Genomic DNA, 16054 nt, shown 5'->3' with positions numbered 1-16054 from the left:
TTCTTCATGCACTCAGCAAGGCCTGGCAACGCCCTTGCAGAAACCGGTGCAGCACTTTCACCCGCTCCGACACTTGCAGGCGGTGCGGGCACATCAGGTTGAACGGGGTGGGTTCGCCTTGCCAGTCCGGCAGCAGTTGCACCAGCCGTCCGGCCTTGAGGTCCCGGGCGATGTCGAGGTTGGCCTTATAGGCAATGCCGTGGCCGGCCAGTGCCCAGCGCCGCACAATCTCGCCGTCATCGCTCAGGTAGTCGCCCGTCACTTCGACTTCCTGCAACCTAGTGCCCTGGCGAAAGTACCAGGTGCTGTTGGCCCTGCCCTGGCGCATGTACCGCAGCGTATTGTGCTGCGCCAACTCCGCCGGGGTGCGCGGCGTGCCGTGGCGCGCCAGGTAGTCGGGGCTGGCGCAGGGCAGGCGTTGGTGATCGGGCACCACCGGCAGCGCCACCAGACTGGAGTCCCGGGGGACGCCGAAGCGCAGGGCGATGTCGACGGTGTCGCGGAACAGGTCGGCATTGCTGTCGTTGAGCAGTAGTTGCAGGCGGATGTGCGGGTGTTCCAGCTTGAACTCATCCAGCCAGCCCAGCACCACATTACGGCCGAAATCCGAGGGCGCGGCCAACTGCAACAAGCCGGTCAGGCCCTGGCTCTGCTGCTTGAGCGCTTGCTCGCCTTCGGCCAAGGCGGCCAGGGCCTCGCGCACGCTGTCGAGGTAACGCCGGCCTTCTTCGGTCAGGCGCATGCTGCGGGTGGAGCGTGCCAGCAGGCGGGTACCCAAGCGGGTTTCCAGGCGCTTGAGGGCAATGCTGGCCGCTGCGGGGGTCAAGCCGAGCCCGCGTGCGGCGGCAGACAGGCTGCCGGTGTCGGCGGTGCGTGCGAACACTTCGAGGTCGAGGATTGAGCTCATTTGTAAAAATCCTTTAAAGATCCTGTCGTTTTACCGGGATTTCTCGTTGATTGCCAAGCTGGGAAGATGAACGCTCACTTTCTGACCCAGGACACTTCCCCATGAATTCCTCACTCAACGGCAAAACGGTCATCGTCATCGGCGGCAGCAGCGGCATCGGTGCAGCCGTGGCCAAGGCCGCAGCCGCACGCGGTGCCCAGGTGGTGCTGGCGGGGCGGCGCCTATCGTCTGGCCGCGATAACGGCCTGCGCAGCGAACCGGTGGACGTCACCGACGCCGCGTCCCTGCAACGGTTGTTCGAAACCGTCGGGCGGTTTGACCATCTGGTGTACACTTCCGGCCCCTCGGTGCGCGCCAAGGCTTTGGCCGAAACCGACCTGGGCGAGGCCCAGGACAACTTCAACGTGAAACTCTGGGGTGCCTTGCGGGCGATCCAGCACGCGCTGCCTTTCCTCGATGAGCGCGGCAGCATCAGCCTGACCTCCGGTCAACTGGGGCGCAAATTGGCGCCGGGGCAGTTCATCAAAGTCGGTATCAACGCCGCCACTGAAGCCCTGGGCAAGCAGTTGGCCAAGGAGCTGGCGCCGCGCCGCGTCAACGTAGTGAGTCCCGGTGTGATTGATACCCCGGCGTATGCGGGGTTGGCCGAGGACCAGCGCCTGGCGATGTTTGCCAAGGCGGGTGGCGCGTTGCCCGTGGGGCGCGTGGGGCAGGCCGAGGAAGTGGCGGCGGGGTATGTGCTGGCCATGGAAAATGGCTACATGACCGGTGCTGTCATTGATATCGACGGCGGCGGGCTGCTGTAAACGCAGGCTAAATGTGGGAGGGGCAAGTCGAATCGTCGCACCGCCCCTCCCACATGGACCGCGTTATACCTTCAAGGTCCGCGTCATCCGCAACGCCAGCACACTGCCCGCCACAATCACCGCCGCCAGCAGGTACAGCGCCATATCCGTGGAGCCGGTGGCATCCTTCACAAAACCGACGATATACGGGCTGAGGAAGCCGGCCATCTGGCCCATGGAGTTGATCAGCGCCAGGCCACCGGCCGCTGCGCCCGCGCTGAGCATGGCGGTCGGCACCGGCCAGAACATCGGCAGGCCGGTGAGGGCGCCCATGGTGGCGATGGTCAGGCCGAGGATGGCGATGGCCGGCGTGGTGGCGAAGTTCACCGCGATCACCAGGCCGATGGCGCCCATCAGCATCGGCACCACCAAGTGCCAGCGACGCTCCTTGCGCAAGTCCGCCGAGCGGCCCACCAGCAACATGAACACCGCTGCCAGCAGATACGGAATCGCACTGAGCCAGCCGATCACCAGGTTATCGCTGAAACCGAGGTTCTTGATGATCGACGGCAGCCAGAAGTTGATGGCGTATACGCCACTCTGGATGCAAAAGTAGATCAGGCCGAACGCCCAGATCGCCGGGTTCTTGAACACTTCGGCGAGTGAATCGGTGGTGGTTTTCGGCTTGTTCGCCAGGTCGGTGGCCTGGTCGGCTTCCAGCACGGCGCGCTCGTGGGGCTTGAGCCACTTGGCATGGGCAAAGCTGTCGCTGAGCAGGAAGTAGGCGAGGGCGCCGAGGATCACGGTTGGGATGCCTTGCAGCAGGAACATCCACTGCCAGCCCGCCAGGCCGCCCTGGCCGGCGGCGAAGTGGTTGAGGATCCAGCCGGAAAACGGGCTGCCAAGCAAACCGGACACCGGGATCGCCGACATGAACAGCGCCATGATCCGCCCACGGCGAAACGTCGGGAACCACTGCGAGAGGTACAGCACCACACCGGGGAAGAAGCCGGCTTCAGCCGCACCGGTAAACAGGCGCAAGGTGTAGAAATGGGTTGGCGTGGTGACGAACAGCAGGCAGGTGGACAGCGTGCCCCAGACGATCATCATCAAGGCAATCCAGCGCCGTGGACCGAACCTGGTCAGCGCCAGGTTGCTCGGCACGCCACACAGCACGTAGCCGATAAAGAAGATCCCGGCACCCAGGCCGTATACGGTTTCGCTGAATTTCAGCGCATCGAGCATCTGCAACTTGGCAAAGCCAACGTTGACCCGGTCGAGGTAGTTGAACAGATAGCAGATGAAAATGAAGGGGATCAGGCGCAGGGTAATGCGCTTGTAGATGGCGTTTTTATCGTCATCGGTGGCCAGTGTGACAGCGGCGCTCTGTGACATGGGAATCTCTCTTTATTATGATTTTTTGCGATGCGAGGGTAACGTTGATCGCCCAACGAGTCTCGGCCACGTGGCGGGGTGCTGTCTTTGTGCTTGCGCACAGTGATGCATGCTTTGCGCTGTGCCGATGAACAACCACGCTTTCAAGGACTTTCTTTCAAGGAGATGGCCGCATGTTCGAGCTGGATCATGACCTGGCGCAGGATATCGTCAATCGCACCATGGCGATCCTGCCCTATAACGTCAACGTCATGGACAGCCAGGGCCTGATCCTCGGCAGCGGCGAACCCGAGCGCATCAACACCCGCCACGAAGGCGCACAATTGGTGCTGGCCAACGGCCGCGTGGTCGAGATCGACGGGCAGACCGCCAAGCACCTCAAGGGCGTGCAGCCGGGCATCAACCTGCCGCTGATGCACGATCAGCGCTTGATCGGCGTGCTGGGCATCACCGGCGAGCCCGAGCTGTTGCGCACCTATGCCGAATTGGTGCGCATGACCGCCGAAATGCTCGTCAGCCATCGTCATCAGCAAGCCGAGCAGCAATGGCGACGCCAGCGTTGCGATGATCTGTTGGCGTTGCTCCTCGCCGACAGCGGCGACTCACCACGCCTGGTCGACGAAGCCCAGCAATTGGGCCTCAAGCCGCAGCTGGCACGCACGCCGTACCTGTTCGAACTGGGGGCGGGCCAATCGGCGGAGGCCTTGAACACCTGGCTGACCTCGCGCTACCCGGACAGTTGGTGCGTGAGCTCGGCGCAGTTCTCGCTGCTGTGGTGCCGACCGGCGGCGCAGCAGGTGGACAATCCACGGTTGCTGGAAAAGCTCCAGGGCCTGGGCTGGAACATCCTGCGGGTGGCCGTCGGCGGGCAGGCGGATGGCCTGGCCGGATTGCGCCGTTGCTATCGTCGCGTCGGCGATTTGCTGGCTTACGGTCGCGATGTACTGCCGCACTCGCGGCTGTTGACCCTCAACCGCTACCGCCTGCCCGTGATGCTCTGGCGTCATCGCAACGACGATGCCCTCGACGAACTGCTCAACCCCTTGCGCAAGGTGCTGGGCAAGGACAGCAACGGCCAACTCCTGGCCACGCTGCGCAGTTGGTGCGAACACGACGGGCAAAGCCAGGCCTGTGCCGACGCCCTCGGCATTCACCGCAACAGCCTGCGTTATCGTATGGAGCGCATCGCCGAACTCAGCGGCGTTGACCCGCTGACCCTGGATGGCATGTTGGCGCTGTACCTCGGCGTGCAGCTATTGCCCCAGGCTTTGTCGGAATGAACAACAAACCTTCCCCGTACTTGTGCATCGGACCGGCGTCAGCGGCGGTGCCAACTGGCAGCATGGGCGTGATAAAAACCGGAGAAAGCCCATGAAAATCATCATCGCCCCCGACTCGTTCAAGGACAGCCTGAGTGCCGAGGGCGTCGCCCAGGCCATTGCCGCAGGGTTGGCGCAAGTCTGGCCGGACGCACAGCTGATCCAGTGCCCGATGGCGGACGGTGGTGAAGGCACGGTGGACGTGGTGCTCGCCGCCTGTAACGGCCAATTGCGCCGCCAGGCGGTACGTGGCCCGCTGGGCGGTACGGTTGAAGCCCGTTGGGGCTGGTTGGCCGACAGCCACACCGCGATCATCGAAATGGCCGAAGCCAGCGGCCTGCAATTGGTAGCGCCAGGCCAGCGCGATGCGTGCACCAGCAGCACCCACGGCACCGGCGAGCTGATTCGCGCGGCCCTGGACCTGGGGGCCCGGCGCATCATTCTGGCGATTGGCGGCAGCGCCACCAACGACGGCGGCGCGGGGGCGATGCAAGCCCTGGGCGTGCAACTGTTCGACGCTGCGGAACAGGCCTTGCCGCCCGGAGGCCTGGCCTTGTCACGGCTGGCGCATATCAACCTGGAAAAACTCGACCCGCGCCTGGCTCAGGTACGCTTTGAAATCGCCGCCGATGTGAACAACCCGCTGTGCGGCCCCCACGGCGCCTCGGCGATTTTCGGCCCGCAAAAAGGCGCCAGCCCCGGGCAGGTGCAACAACTGGACGCCGCCCTCGGCCACTTCGCCGATTACTGCGCCAACGTCCTGCCCAAGGACGTGCGCGACGAGCCCGGCAGCGGCGCCGCCGGCGGCCTGGGTTTCGCCGCCAAGGCGTTCCTCGGCGCGCAGTTCCGCGCGGGCGTGGAAGTCGTCGCCGAATTGGTGGGACTTGACGAAGCCGTACGTGGCGCCGACCTGGTCATCACCGGCGAAGGCCGCTTCGACGCCCAGACCCTGCGCGGCAAAACCCCCTTCGGCGTGGCCCGCATCGCCCGGCAACATGGCGTCCCGGTGATCGTCATCGCCGGCACCCTGGGCGACGGCTACGAGCAGATGTACGCCCATGGCGTGGCGGCGGCGTTTGCCTTGCCAAGCGGCCCGATAAGCCTGGAGCAGGCCTGCAGCGAGGCCCCGCGTTTGCTGCGCGAGCGCGCGGCGGATATTGCGCGGGTGTGGCGTGTGGCTGCGCGGGGCTGATAGAGGCAGCCCTCGGCTGCCGTGACACAGCTGTCGATAATTACTATGATCCGTGCATTCTTTTAAGACTGGCTGACCTGGCCGGACACGTTGGAAGCCGATCATGCAGATCAAGCGTTTTACTCTCGTCAATTTTCGCGGCATCGAGCACATGGAACTCGACTTCGAGGGTAAGAAGACTGTCGCTTTGGTGGGCGTCAATGGGGTGGGCAAGTCTTCGATTCTGGATGCGTTGGCGATTACGCTTTCGAATTTGACGGCACGGATTGTTAATCAGGCTTCGAAGTCCAGAGCAATATCAAAAGATGACATCAAGACTGGCGCTGAATACACACGACTGAAGGTTGTCGTCGGGTTCCAAGATGAGCACGATGTCGATTGGGCAATAGCACTTAACCGAAAATCAGGAAAACACCCCAAGGAACGTAGTAGTGATTTGGCTTTGCTGAAAGAGACGGCTGCGTCTTTTGAAATCAATGCCCTTCACTACGAGCTCATTGGTGACAAGCCTATTCAGTTGCCTCTTGCAGTTTATTACGACGTTCATCGGGCTGTTTTAGATGTTCCGTTACGTGTTCGTGAGCGTTTGGTGAACACAATCGATGAAGGTTACGACGACGCACTTGGTCATGGCGGCGCTGACTTTAAAAGATTTTTCATCTGGTTTCGCAACCAGGAAGATCTCGAAAATGAAATTAGTCGAGACCTTCCAGGATTCCGTGACCATGAGCTTTCAGCAGTTCGGCGAGCAATTGAAATGTTCACAGGATTCAAGGACATTCGAGTACGTCGCAAGCCAACACTTAGGATGACCGTTCTCAAAGGTAACCTCGAATTCAACGTCCTGCAGCTTTCGGATGGAGAGAAATGCTTGTTGGCAATGGTTGGCGATTTGGCTCGAAGACTTACATTGTTAAATCGCGAAGTGCCTGACCCATTGGAGGGCAAAGGTGTCGTCCTTATTGACGAGTTGGATCTTCACCTTCATCCAGGTTGGCAACGCACCGTTGTCGCCAAGTTGGAACGAACATTTCCCAACTGCCAATTCATCATTACCACCCACTCCCCGCAAATATTGGGTGAACTTCCTGCTGAGGCGGTGATGCTGCTCAAGGAAGGCAAGTATATCGGTCATCCGGAGCGCTCACTGGGCCTTCGAAGTGGGGAGGTCATAGAGGAACTGATGGGGGAATTGGCCCAAAATCAAAACGTCAGCCAGCAACTCAGAACAATCTACCGTGACCTCGACGACGACAATCTTGAATCCGCCCAGGCTAAACTCGCGAAATTGCGCGAACAGGTCGGAAAAATCCCTGATGTCCTTGAAGCCCAAGCCAGTATTGACTCTCTGAGGTCGCTAGAAGAGGGCGGCGCGTGAGGTCTATCAAAAAAGGCGCCGAGCCACGGGCGCTGATTGAATGGAAAAGAGAAAACCGCAATACGCCGCATAACCTTTACTACGGCAAGGGAAGCAGCTTTCCGAGCGAGCCCGTTCGCCAGGCGCTCTTGAAGGAGCAGTTCCATTTATGCGCCTACACCTTGCGGCGGTTGCCCACCGCGCGCGAATGTCAGGCAAAGGGGCAGGGCACACAGTTCAGTTGCCACATTGAGCACGTCCTTCCACAAACGCATCACGAGGCTGACAGCATCGCCTACGACAATTTGGTAGCGTGTTACCCCTCAAGCCAGACCAAAATGGCTTGTGGTTATGGTGCCGTGGAAAAAGCCGACTACGACGTGGCCCGAAAGCCCTTCGTTTCTCCGCTGTCAGCCAATGTCGAGCGCCAGTTTCGATATTCCAGTGATGGCTACGTAGAAGGTCTGACGCCTGACGCTGTTGCCACCGTCGAGGTCCTTAAGCTCAATCACCCGACGCTGGTAAACGATAGGGCCGCCGTTGTCAGAGGCCGATTGCGACCACGTGGTACTCCGATTACTGCCGCTGCCGCGCGGCGTCTGGTAGACGAAGTCAATTCACCGGATGCCCAGCATTGCCTCCCCGAATACTGCCAGGCACTCAAGCAACAGGCAGAACGTCATGCACAACGTCTCGAAAAGTACGCAGCCCGTGTTCGCGGCCAAGCCAGGCCCTGAGTACTACCGTCTTAAACAGTGAACATGGGACAATCCGCGCCATTTTTCGACACGGAGAGTCCCCATGCTGCGCCCCGTACTCCTGGCCCTGCTGCTGACCGGCACCGCCACCCATGCCTTCGCTCAACCGCCCGCTGAAACCGTGCCGCTGCTGCGGGAAATCAAGAACTGGGTCACCGGTTGCGACAACCTGCGCAATTGCCATGCCCTGAGCGCGCCCAGTGGCGTCGATGAAGAAGACTACAGCGCCCTGACCTTGCATGTCTGGCACCAGGCCGGGCCTGAAGGGTTCCTGCGCCTGCGCTTTGATCATCGCGGCGAAGCGCTGGACCTGTCGACCCTGGTGTTGGACGGTCAGCCGCTGGGCCTGGAACTGACCCGGGATTTGCACGTAGAACTGGACGATCAGGGCGGCGATCCCGAAGTGCAGTCTTACGGCGTGATCGAGGACGCAGCGGCGCGGCGCTGGTTGCAGCGTTTGCGCAATGGCCAGCGCCTGCAATTGCCGGGCGATGAGCAGGCCCATGTGTCGCTGAGCGGCCTGAGCGCTTCGCTGCTGTTGATGGATGCGGTGCAGGGGCGGTTGGATAACGTGACGGCCCTGGCACGCCCCGGAAAAGCTCCGGCCCATGAGGTGCCGCCACGTTTGCCGACACCGGTGCTGCGCAAGTTCCCTGCGCCGCCGGCGTTGACCGCGCAGGAACAGGCGGGCCTGGTGGCCGCTGCATTGCAGGCCGTGACGCCGGAGGAGGGTGAGCCCGAGGCAAAGGCCGGGGCGCTGACGGCGCAACAGGCGATGACGGTGGTGCGTTACGACTGCGCGGCCTACAACTGTGAGTTCGACGTGGTCAGCCGCCAGCGTCAGGCGCCCTATGCGCAAACGCCCCTGGAGATTGAGCCCTTGCCGTTGGACGGCGCCGCGCTGCAAGGCTCGGTGGGCTATGACGAAGCCAACGGCACCTTGAGTTATTTCTACAAGCAGCGCGGCATCGGTGACTGTGGCGGCGGTGGTGTCTGGGTGTTTGACGGCAAGGCGTTCCAGCTCAGTGAGTTTCATATGATGCCGCGCTGCACCGGTGTCGGTTACGGCGACTGGCCGTCGTTATGGACGACCGTGCCGGCGTCCTAGCCAGGGAGCAGGCATGGCCTCTACACTGGCCGGCCACGTGTCTTTCAAAGGATGAAACCCCATGCACGCACCTGAACCCCATATCGTGATCCAGCGCTTTACCGAGGCCCACCTTGAAGGTGTCGCGGCGCTCTATAACGAACCGGCCGTGTGCCGGCAGGTACTGCAGATGCCGTTCCAGTCGGCGGATGTCTGGCGCAAACGCCTGGTCACCGACAACGAGCGGCGCCTGCAACTGGTGGCGGTGCACGGCGGCGAGGTGATCGGCCAACTGGGCCTGGAACAGTACCTGCGCGTACGCCAGGCCCATGTCGGTTCGTTCGGCATGGGCGTGGCGACGGCCTGGCAGGGCAAGGGCGTGGGCTCGCGGTTGTTGACGGCCGCGCTGGACGTGGCCGACAACTGGATGAACCTGCACCGGGTGGAACTCACGGTGTACGCCGACAACGAAGCCGCGCATCACCTGTACCGCAAGTTCGGCTTCGAGGTCGAAGGGCGCTTGCGTGACTACGCCCTGCGCGATGGGGTGTTTGTCGACACCCTGAGCATGGCGCGCCTGCGCCAGTCGGCTTAATCCGCGAGCGCAAATGCCACCGCAGCCTGCGCATGCAGCTCGGTGGTGTCCAGCAGCGGCAGGTCGCTGTGTTCGGGCTTGACCAGCAGGCTGATTTCCGTGCAGCCGAGGATGACCGCCTGGGCACCCCGTGCAGCCAGGGACTCGATGACCCGCAGGTAAACCTGGCGTGATGCATCGCTGATCACGCCGACGCACAACTCCTCATAGATAATCCGGTGCACGGCGCGGCGCTCCTGCGCGTCAGGCACAAGCACGGTGAGGCCCTGGGCGGCCAGGCGTGACGTGAGAAAATCCTGCTCCATGGTGAACGCGGTGCCGAGCAAGCCGACGGTCAGGGTGCCGGCTGCCACCGCCGCCGCAGCGGCCGCATCGGCGATATGCAGGAAGGGGATCGACACCGCCGCCTCGATACGCGGCGCCACCAAATGCATGGTGTTGGTACACAGCACCACACACTCGGCGCCGCCGGCCTGCAAACGGCGCGCGGCGTCTTCCAGGATCAGCGCGGTGTCATCCCAGCGCCCGGCGTGCTGGGCCTGTTCCACCGGGCCGAAGTCCACGCTGTACATCAACACCTGGGCCGAGCGCAGCGGGCCGAGCTGGTCGCGCACGCGCTGGTTGATGATGCGGTAGTACTCGGCGCTGGACTCCCAGCTCATGCCGCCGATAAGGCCGATGGTGCGCATGCGATGCTCCTGACAGGGAAAGTTGCTTCACCTTACCCATCGAAAGCCGATTCGTCATACGCAGTTGCCAACCCATTCACCAGAGCAGTTCAAAAAGCGGTGATTACCAATCACCGCTTACATGCCGAGCTGCGTCGTCCATACCTGTAAGAAATGACAGTATATTTTGAGTCAATGCACGTATCTAATCCGCACGGATGAGGGACCAATACACCTGTCCACTATGCGGGGGTTTTTCCTGGGGCGAACTCCGACAATTCTCATTTCTCAAGATGTGAACTTCGAGCAAGATCGGGCCGGCTGGGAAAATGCTCCCGGTGATTTCACCGGCTACGCGGCTTGGCAATAGCCGCCAAGTATCTCTTACTGGAAGTTGATTCAAGAGGACACATCATGGCAGCGGAACTCCAGGAAGGCGCTTCCGGCACCCCCTACGGCGGTCCTTTACCGACGACACAGCTGGTTATTCCCGAGATCCGGCTTCCTTTCGCCGGCCCGCCACCGCGCTCCGACAGTGAACGGTTGCGCACGCATGCTCTCGCCTGGGCCCAGCGGTACGGATTGATCGGACGCCGCGGTGCGCATCGATTGAGCACTACTGCGTTGCTCGACCTGGGAATTGCATTGTGTGGGAGGGCACCCACAGACCACGCCGAGCTTCTGGTGTGCTGGTATCTGTGGGCGCTCACCCTCGATGATCGAATCGATGACGGCCCCTGGGCGGAAAACGGTGCGCTGGATCGTTTCATCACCGCAGTGCAGGCGTTGACCCAGAGTGGCGGTGCTGATCCGTCAAGTGAAACCAGCCGATTCGATGATCCGATGCTCGTTGTTCTGGTCGACGATCTGTGGCCTCAGACCAAGTGTTTGGGCACCGGCCATTGGCGGCATAGGCTCGTGGGACATTTGATCCAACATCTGCGTGCGCAGGCGACGCTGGTACGAGGGCGGGAAACCGACACAGCGCTCACGTTGGCCGAGTACCTGCCTTTGCGCCGGGACTCTTTCGGGGCGCTGTTCTTCTTTGATCTCATCGATGCGGCCGAAACGCTCGACCCGTACGAGAATCCAGCGGACATCGAATGGTGGAACACGCTGCGTGAACACGCTGCCGATATCATCGCCTGGACGAACGACATCCATTCGGTTGCCAAGGATGTTGTATGCGGTGAGCGCTTCAACCTGGTGTCGATACTGGCGGATACCACCGGCACAGACTGGCCTGCCGCGATTGAGTCTGCCCATCAGATGGTGAACACGGCGGTTGCGCAATTCACTGCGGTCGCCACCCAGCATGCAAACCAGCGGCGGTGCGCCGCGACCGACCCGGACCGACTGCGTCAGGTTGTCCGGGCGGCAGGCGACTGGCACCAGAGCGTTTCTCGCTATCACCTGCAAACCGCCGACGCGTCGGCGCAGGACAACCGGAAAGTTGACCTGAAACTGACCCCGCCGACCCTTAAGTCCCGGCTGTTCGAAATCGACCCATACCCATTGTATGAGCGTTTACGTACCACGTTACCGATCGTTTATGACGAGCCCTCCGATGTGTGGCTGGTCAGTCGGCACGTGGATGTCAAAGCCGCATTGACCCATCCTGGGGCGAGCAATAACAACTACAGTTGGCAGATCGGACCGCTGCTGGGACACACTATTGTCACGATGGACGGGTGCGAGCACGCTCAGCACCGAGCGCTGCTTAGCCCTTCGTTCCGCAGCAAGGCCCTCACAGCGCTTGAAGCATCCATCACCTCGGTGACCGCAGACCTTCTGGCGCAGATGCACGGCCGACCTCAGGTGGACCTCATCGCCGATTTCACCGCAGCGCTGCCGGTGCGGGTGATGGCTCGTGCGCTGGGTCTCCCGGCTGAAACCCGCGAGGAGGTGGCGCGGCTAAAGCGTTGGTGTGCCATCGGCTTCGCTTACATGGGCAATTATCGACAGGATCCGGCACTGTTGACCGGCGGGTTATCCAACCGAGACAGTTTCTACGACTTCATCCAGCCGCATATCGACGCCCGCCGTGCAGAACCCTCAGACGATTTGATCTCGCAACTCCTGGCTGCGCAGATTGATGGTCAGCCGTTGTCCGAGACGTTCGTCCGGTCTTACTGCGCAATCCTGATGACGGCGGGTAGCGAGACCAGTCACGGTGCGCTGGCGAATCTCATCGTCAACCTGTTGGACGAGCCTGGCGTCAAAGAGGCGGTGATCGCTAATCCAGACCTGATGGATAATGCGCTCACCGAAACCCTGCGACGCAACCCCCCTTTGCAACTCGTACTCCGGGAGGCCCGTGAGTCGCTGCAACTGCCCTCGGGAACGATTCCTGCGGGCGCGACCCTGGCTTGTCTTATCGGTTCGGCCAACCGTGATCCGGATCAATTCACCGACCCGGACACCTTCAATATGTCGCGCACCGAACAGGCGAGCAGTCATTTCGCCTTCGGCGCGGGTCGTCACTTCTGCCTCGGATCGATGCTGGCGCGGATGGAGATCACGATCAGCGCCCGCATGCTGCTACAGGCCTTTCCTAACGTGCGCTGGGCTCCAGGGTTCAAGCCTGCCGAACGTGGATTCCTCAATCGCTGCCCTGATCAACTGGAGGTCGTACTTTGACCACTATCGATTCCGCCGAGGAACCGGGCTACACCAGCAGTTATCTTGCTGATCAGCACGCCGGCCAATTGGCACGGCTACGCACCCTGGAACGTGCGTTTGACCCGTTGAGCCAAGCGGTTTTTGATCAACTGGATCTTCCGCGCAAGCCTGCCATCCTCGATCTCGGCGCCGGTGCTGGATCGCTCGCCGGCTGGCTGAGCAAGCGATATCCCGATGCGACGGTCACCGCCACTGATATCGACACCCGATTCCTTACCGGTATCCCGGGCATTAGGGTGATCACCCATAATGCGGGGACCGAGAGTTTTCCTGCCGCCTCCTTTGACGTGGTGCATGCTCGGGCGCTTCTGTGTCACCTCAGCGAACGCGAAGACATATTGACACGAGCCGCCACCTGGGTCCGCCCGGGTGGTTGGCTGGTGATCGAGGACGTGAGTCTGCAACCGAGCTTGAGAACGGCGAACCCGGTGTTCCGAAAAGTAGCCCAGGCCGGAGTCACCCTCCTGGAGCGGACCATTGGTTCCGACATGCTCTGGGCCGATACGCTCCCGGGTCAATTACGTGATCGGGGACTTTCCAACGTTGGGCATCGCACCCTCGAAGGCCGAATCGGTGACAACAGCCCCGCCGATACCTTCTGGGCTGCAACCACCGCACAGGCTGGGCCGGCGCTGCTGAAACTTGAGTTACTCACTCAAGACGACCTTGAGGCCATGGCCAGCCTGCGTGCCGATCCAGGATTCACCCACACAGCTTTGACGTTCGTCAGCGCCTGGGGACAAGTCCCCCGACTTGGATAAAACCCGCACACTGGAAACAGTGTGCGGGAGGGGGCGGGTAATGACATCGAAGGGAATACAAAATGACCAATGAGGTAGTGTTAGTTGACGCACACGATGTACAGATCGGTGTTTGTGACAAACGCATCGCACACTTGGGAACGGGAAAGCTTCATCGCGCATTTTCAGTGCACCTGATTGACAGTCGCGGGCGTCACCTGCTGCAGCGCCGTGCAGCAGGTAAAATGCTCTGGCCAGGTTTCTGGTCGAATGCATGCTGCAGTCATCCGGCACCTGGAGAGGCTATTCTGGATGCGGCGTCCCGTCGTCTGCGTGAAGAACTGGGCATCTCTGCCTCCTGCCGTTTTTTATATAGTTTTGAGTACCATGCGCACTTTGGTTCAATCGGTGCGGAACACGAATTTTGTCATGTATTGGTTGCGCAATCTGACGCTGTGGTCTGCCCGGCAGCTGAAGAAGTCAGCGAGATCAAGTGGTGGACGCGAGCCGAAATATCAGCGCAACTTTCAGAGTCGCAAGGGCAATTCACGCCTTGGTTTCGAATGGAGTGGCATCGTCTTTTATCGGAACACCCTTCGTTCGATACACCGGCATTGCAGATCTGCCCGGAGGAGAATACGACACCGTCACGACACGTATAAACCTGTTACTTCTGACAGTAGACGGCAAGTAATTTGGCCTTGTTAATAGAGGCCAGGCCTGCGCCTTGGCGGCTTGGTCCATTAACATGATGAGGATTGCCTAATGCCAAATGTATACAAGTTTATTAGCTTCGATGGACTGCCTGCTGCGGTGATTACCGATACCGAGAAAGAGCTCATAGTCACCGCGCCGGCGATTCGTGGGCTAGAAAAGGGACAGGAAGTGGTGTTCTTCTTTCGCACGCATCTGGGGCATGGCATTGCCATCTACCTGACCCTGGAAGAAGGCAGCTTGAAGCAGCCCATGGAAGTCGTGGTTGATAAGAGCAAACTTCCCAAATCGAGGGAACTGCATATCGACTACGGCGCCTACGTCAGTCAGCACGCGGTTCACCGTTCGGCCGTGGCGTATTACCCACCCCATGAAACCGCAGCCCAGGGCTAGCACGTCAACCGCACCGTCCATTGCCGTCACGTTGAGGCCGGGAGTTCATCCAGCTGTAAACGACGACCCGTGCCTCAGGCTGGTGTTTAGTCATACGCCGAGCGGCCGCTTCTGCCATGATCGGGCTTTGTTACGTGGCACACCCAAGGAAATCCGCAATGGACGATGTACAGCAACTGGGCGAGATGCTTCGTCATTACGCCGATAGCGAAGCGCACAAGAAGCAGCAGTTCGATGTGCAGTCGGCCCGTTGGGCGCAAAAGCTCGACGCGTTGTTCGGGCAGATCGAGCAATGGCTGGAGCCGGTCAAGACTGTCGGCCTGCTGGAGGTGCACCGTGAAGCCTATGTCGCCAGCGGGCCGGGCGTGCCGGTGGAAACCTCGACCTTCAAGACCGAAAAGCTGCTGGTGCAGATCACCGGCAAGACCGTGGAGTTCGTGCCTGAAGTCATGGGCGTGGGCGGCGTGATCTCGCTCTCGGTGATGGGCTTGACCGCTGCCCGCCACGGCAGCGTGTCGCTGGTGCTGCCGGCCGACAAAAACGACTGGCTGTGGAAGAAAACCAACGGCCTCAAAGACCCGGACACCTTCAGCTTCGACGCCAACTTCCTGGCTACGCAGTTGCAGAGCCTGATCCCGCGCGAACGCGGCTGAGGGGCTCCCGCTTCGCGCAACGTCGATGGGGGACATCGGTGTGTCAAACACTGGGTGGAAATACGCATTTTTTGCCCAGGATTGGCTATACCTACAGCTCCATGTTTCGATGATGATCGCCAGGGAGTTCAATGATGAAACTAAGGCTAATGATCAGTACGCTGTGCGTGGCTTCCATCGCAATGGCTGGCTGCGCCAGCAAGGTCACCCAACCGGACGAGTACTCGGGTTTTCTTTCCGACTACAGCCAACTCAAGGAAGCCAAGTCGCCGTCAGGGGCCGAGGTGATGCGCTGGGTCGACCCCAAACTGGACCTCAGCCGCTACACCGCGGTGTACATCGAACCGACGCAGTTCTACCCCAAGCCCCAGGCCACCACGAAAATCCCCGACAGCACCCTCAATGGCATCAACACCTACTTCAACCAGGCACTCAAGCGTGAGCTGGGCAAATCACTGCCCCTGGCCAACGGGCCCGGCCCCGGTGTGATGGTGGTACGTGCGGCGATCACCGCCGTCAGCAGCAAGACCGAAGGCCTCAAACCCTATGAATTCGTGCCCGTGGCCCTGGTGGCGGCAGCGGTGAGTACCGGTACCGGCATCCGCGACCAGGAAACCACCCTGGGCACCGAGGCGCAGTTCCTCGATGGTGCCAGTGGCAAGGTGCTCGCCCAAGTGGTGCGCAAGGGCACGGGCAAGCCGCTGTCCAACGACTCGCAGGTGATGAAGGCCGATGACGTGAAAGGCGTGATCGATGGCTGGGCGTCGGACCTGCATCAGTCGTATGTGAAGCTGAAAAAACACTAGGGA

At 61.0% G+C, this 16054-nt stretch carries 16 protein-coding genes; 13 read left to right on the top strand and 3 right to left on the bottom strand.

Translation table 11 applies throughout. The features are described from left to right. Positions 1–4: 4 nt before the first annotated feature. Complete coding sequence (locus tag BM416_RS01105) at positions 5–907, bottom strand: LysR family transcriptional regulator (RefSeq protein WP_065927495.1); 903 nt, start codon at positions 905–907, stop codon at positions 5–7. 101 nt (positions 908–1008) lie between these two features. Between BM416_RS01105 and BM416_RS01100 the strand changes: the two genes are divergently transcribed. Further along, complete coding sequence (locus tag BM416_RS01100; RefSeq protein ID WP_092484413.1) at positions 1009–1713, top strand: SDR family oxidoreductase; 705 nt, start codon at positions 1009–1011, stop codon at positions 1711–1713. 63 nt (positions 1714–1776) lie between these two features. Here the strand turns inward: BM416_RS01100 and BM416_RS01095 are convergent, their stop codons facing one another. Further along, entirely contained in the window at positions 1777–3087 is a 1311-nt protein-coding gene (locus tag BM416_RS01095) for an MFS transporter (RefSeq protein ID WP_092484410.1), read from the bottom strand. A 173-nt stretch (positions 3088–3260) separates the two neighbouring features. On the opposite strand from BM416_RS01095, the gene BM416_RS01090 reads away from it, so the two are divergent. The 6 genes from BM416_RS01090 (at position 3261) to BM416_RS01065 (ending at position 9395) form a co-directional block, all read left to right on the top strand. Then, positions 3261–4367, top strand: coding sequence for a sugar diacid recognition domain-containing protein (locus tag BM416_RS01090; RefSeq protein ID WP_092484407.1), 1107 nt, complete (start codon positions 3261–3263; stop codon positions 4365–4367). A 91-nt stretch (positions 4368–4458) separates the two neighbouring features. Further along, entirely contained in the window at positions 4459–5598 is a 1140-nt protein-coding gene (locus tag BM416_RS01085) for a glycerate kinase (protein ID WP_092484404.1), read from the top strand. Positions 5599–5701: 103 nt separating this feature from the next. Next, entirely contained in the window at positions 5702–6976 is a 1275-nt protein-coding gene (locus BM416_RS01080) for an AAA family ATPase (RefSeq protein ID WP_092484401.1), read from the top strand. Beyond that, positions 6973–7692 carry an HNH endonuclease family protein gene (locus BM416_RS01075; RefSeq protein ID WP_092484398.1) on the top strand — a complete coding sequence of 240 codons (720 nt, stop codon included), beginning with the start codon at positions 6973–6975 and terminating at the stop codon, positions 7690–7692. Before BM416_RS01080 ends, BM416_RS01075 begins: the two co-directional genes overlap by 4 nt. A 64-nt stretch (positions 7693–7756) precedes the next feature. Further along, positions 7757–8821, top strand: coding sequence for a DUF1176 domain-containing protein (locus BM416_RS01070; RefSeq protein WP_092484395.1), 1065 nt, complete (start codon positions 7757–7759; stop codon positions 8819–8821). Positions 8822–8882: 61 nt separating this feature from the next. Further along, positions 8883–9395 carry a GNAT family N-acetyltransferase gene (locus BM416_RS01065; protein WP_092484392.1) on the top strand — a complete coding sequence of 171 codons (513 nt, stop codon included), beginning with the start codon at positions 8883–8885 and terminating at the stop codon, positions 9393–9395. Here the strand turns inward: BM416_RS01065 and BM416_RS01060 are convergent. After that, entirely contained in the window at positions 9392–10084 is a 693-nt protein-coding gene (locus BM416_RS01060) for an aspartate/glutamate racemase family protein (RefSeq protein ID WP_092484389.1), read from the bottom strand. The two genes, BM416_RS01065 and BM416_RS01060, sit on opposite strands and share 4 nt — an antisense overlap. Positions 10085–10477: 393 nt before the next feature. Between BM416_RS01060 and BM416_RS01055 the strand changes: the two genes are divergently transcribed. The 6 genes from BM416_RS01055 to BM416_RS01030 all read left to right on the top strand — a co-directional run bounded on the left by BM416_RS01055 (position 10478) and on the right by BM416_RS01030 (position 16051). After that, on the top strand, positions 10478–12703 hold the full coding sequence (locus BM416_RS01055; protein WP_092484386.1) for a cytochrome P450: 2226 nt from the start codon (positions 10478–10480) through the stop codon (positions 12701–12703). Continuing rightward, on the top strand, positions 12700–13506 hold the full coding sequence (locus BM416_RS01050; RefSeq protein ID WP_092484383.1) for a class I SAM-dependent methyltransferase: 807 nt from the start codon (positions 12700–12702) through the stop codon (positions 13504–13506). The genes BM416_RS01055 and BM416_RS01050 overlap by 4 nt, the downstream gene beginning before the upstream one ends. A gap of 62 nt (positions 13507–13568) precedes the next feature. Further along, the gene (gene idi / locus BM416_RS01045; RefSeq protein ID WP_092484380.1) at positions 13569–14147 is read left to right on the top strand and encodes an isopentenyl-diphosphate Delta-isomerase; all 579 of its coding nucleotides are present in this window, start codon (positions 13569–13571) and stop codon (positions 14145–14147) included. Positions 14148–14250: 103 nt separating this feature from the next. Next, positions 14251–14592, top strand: a complete 342-nt coding sequence (locus BM416_RS01040; protein ID WP_092484377.1) for a hypothetical protein — start codon at positions 14251–14253, stop codon at positions 14590–14592. A gap of 158 nt (positions 14593–14750) precedes the next feature. Further along, on the top strand, positions 14751–15245 hold the full coding sequence (locus BM416_RS01035; RefSeq protein ID WP_092484374.1) for a hypothetical protein: 495 nt from the start codon (positions 14751–14753) through the stop codon (positions 15243–15245). Between the two features lie 134 nt (positions 15246–15379). Then, positions 15380–16051: a DUF3313 domain-containing protein gene (locus BM416_RS01030; RefSeq protein ID WP_092484371.1), complete on the top strand. Its 672-nt coding sequence runs from the start codon at positions 15380–15382 to the stop codon at positions 16049–16051. Positions 16052–16054: the final 3 nt, after the last annotated feature.

Source organism: Pseudomonas sp. NFACC42-2 (genome assembly GCF_900116055.1).
Taxonomy (GTDB): Bacteria; Pseudomonadota; Gammaproteobacteria; order Pseudomonadales; family Pseudomonadaceae; genus Aquipseudomonas; species Aquipseudomonas marginalis.
Note: the sequence above shows the minus strand (reverse complement) of the source record. Positions and strands in the feature narration are given on the sequence as shown.

Bases quoted from the DNA above. Each gene is read 5' to 3' on its own strand.
- BM416_RS01105 (WP_065927495.1), bottom strand. From the start codon at position 907: ATGAGCTCAATCCTCGACCTCGAAGTGTTCGCACGCACCGCCGACACC.
- BM416_RS01100 (WP_092484413.1), top strand. From the start codon at position 1,009: ATGAATTCCTCACTCAACGGCAAAACGGTCATCGTCATCGGCGGCAGC.
- BM416_RS01095 (WP_092484410.1), bottom strand. From the start codon at position 3,087: ATGTCACAGAGCGCCGCTGTCACACTGGCCACCGATGACGATAAAAAC.
- BM416_RS01090 (WP_092484407.1), top strand. From the start codon at position 3,261: ATGTTCGAGCTGGATCATGACCTGGCGCAGGATATCGTCAATCGCACC.
- BM416_RS01085 (WP_092484404.1), top strand. From the start codon at position 4,459: ATGAAAATCATCATCGCCCCCGACTCGTTCAAGGACAGCCTGAGTGCC.
- BM416_RS01080 (WP_092484401.1), top strand. From the start codon at position 5,702: ATGCAGATCAAGCGTTTTACTCTCGTCAATTTTCGCGGCATCGAGCAC.
- BM416_RS01070 (WP_092484395.1), top strand. From the start codon at position 7,757: ATGCTGCGCCCCGTACTCCTGGCCCTGCTGCTGACCGGCACCGCCACC.
- BM416_RS01065 (WP_092484392.1), top strand. From the start codon at position 8,883: ATGCACGCACCTGAACCCCATATCGTGATCCAGCGCTTTACCGAGGCC.
- BM416_RS01060 (WP_092484389.1), bottom strand. From the start codon at position 10,084: ATGCGCACCATCGGCCTTATCGGCGGCATGAGCTGGGAGTCCAGCGCC.
- BM416_RS01055 (WP_092484386.1), top strand. From the start codon at position 10,478: ATGGCAGCGGAACTCCAGGAAGGCGCTTCCGGCACCCCCTACGGCGGT.
- idi (WP_092484380.1), top strand. From the start codon at position 13,569: ATGACCAATGAGGTAGTGTTAGTTGACGCACACGATGTACAGATCGGT.
- BM416_RS01040 (WP_092484377.1), top strand. From the start codon at position 14,251: ATGCCAAATGTATACAAGTTTATTAGCTTCGATGGACTGCCTGCTGCG.
- BM416_RS01035 (WP_092484374.1), top strand. From the start codon at position 14,751: ATGGACGATGTACAGCAACTGGGCGAGATGCTTCGTCATTACGCCGAT.
- BM416_RS01030 (WP_092484371.1), top strand. From the start codon at position 15,380: ATGAAACTAAGGCTAATGATCAGTACGCTGTGCGTGGCTTCCATCGCA.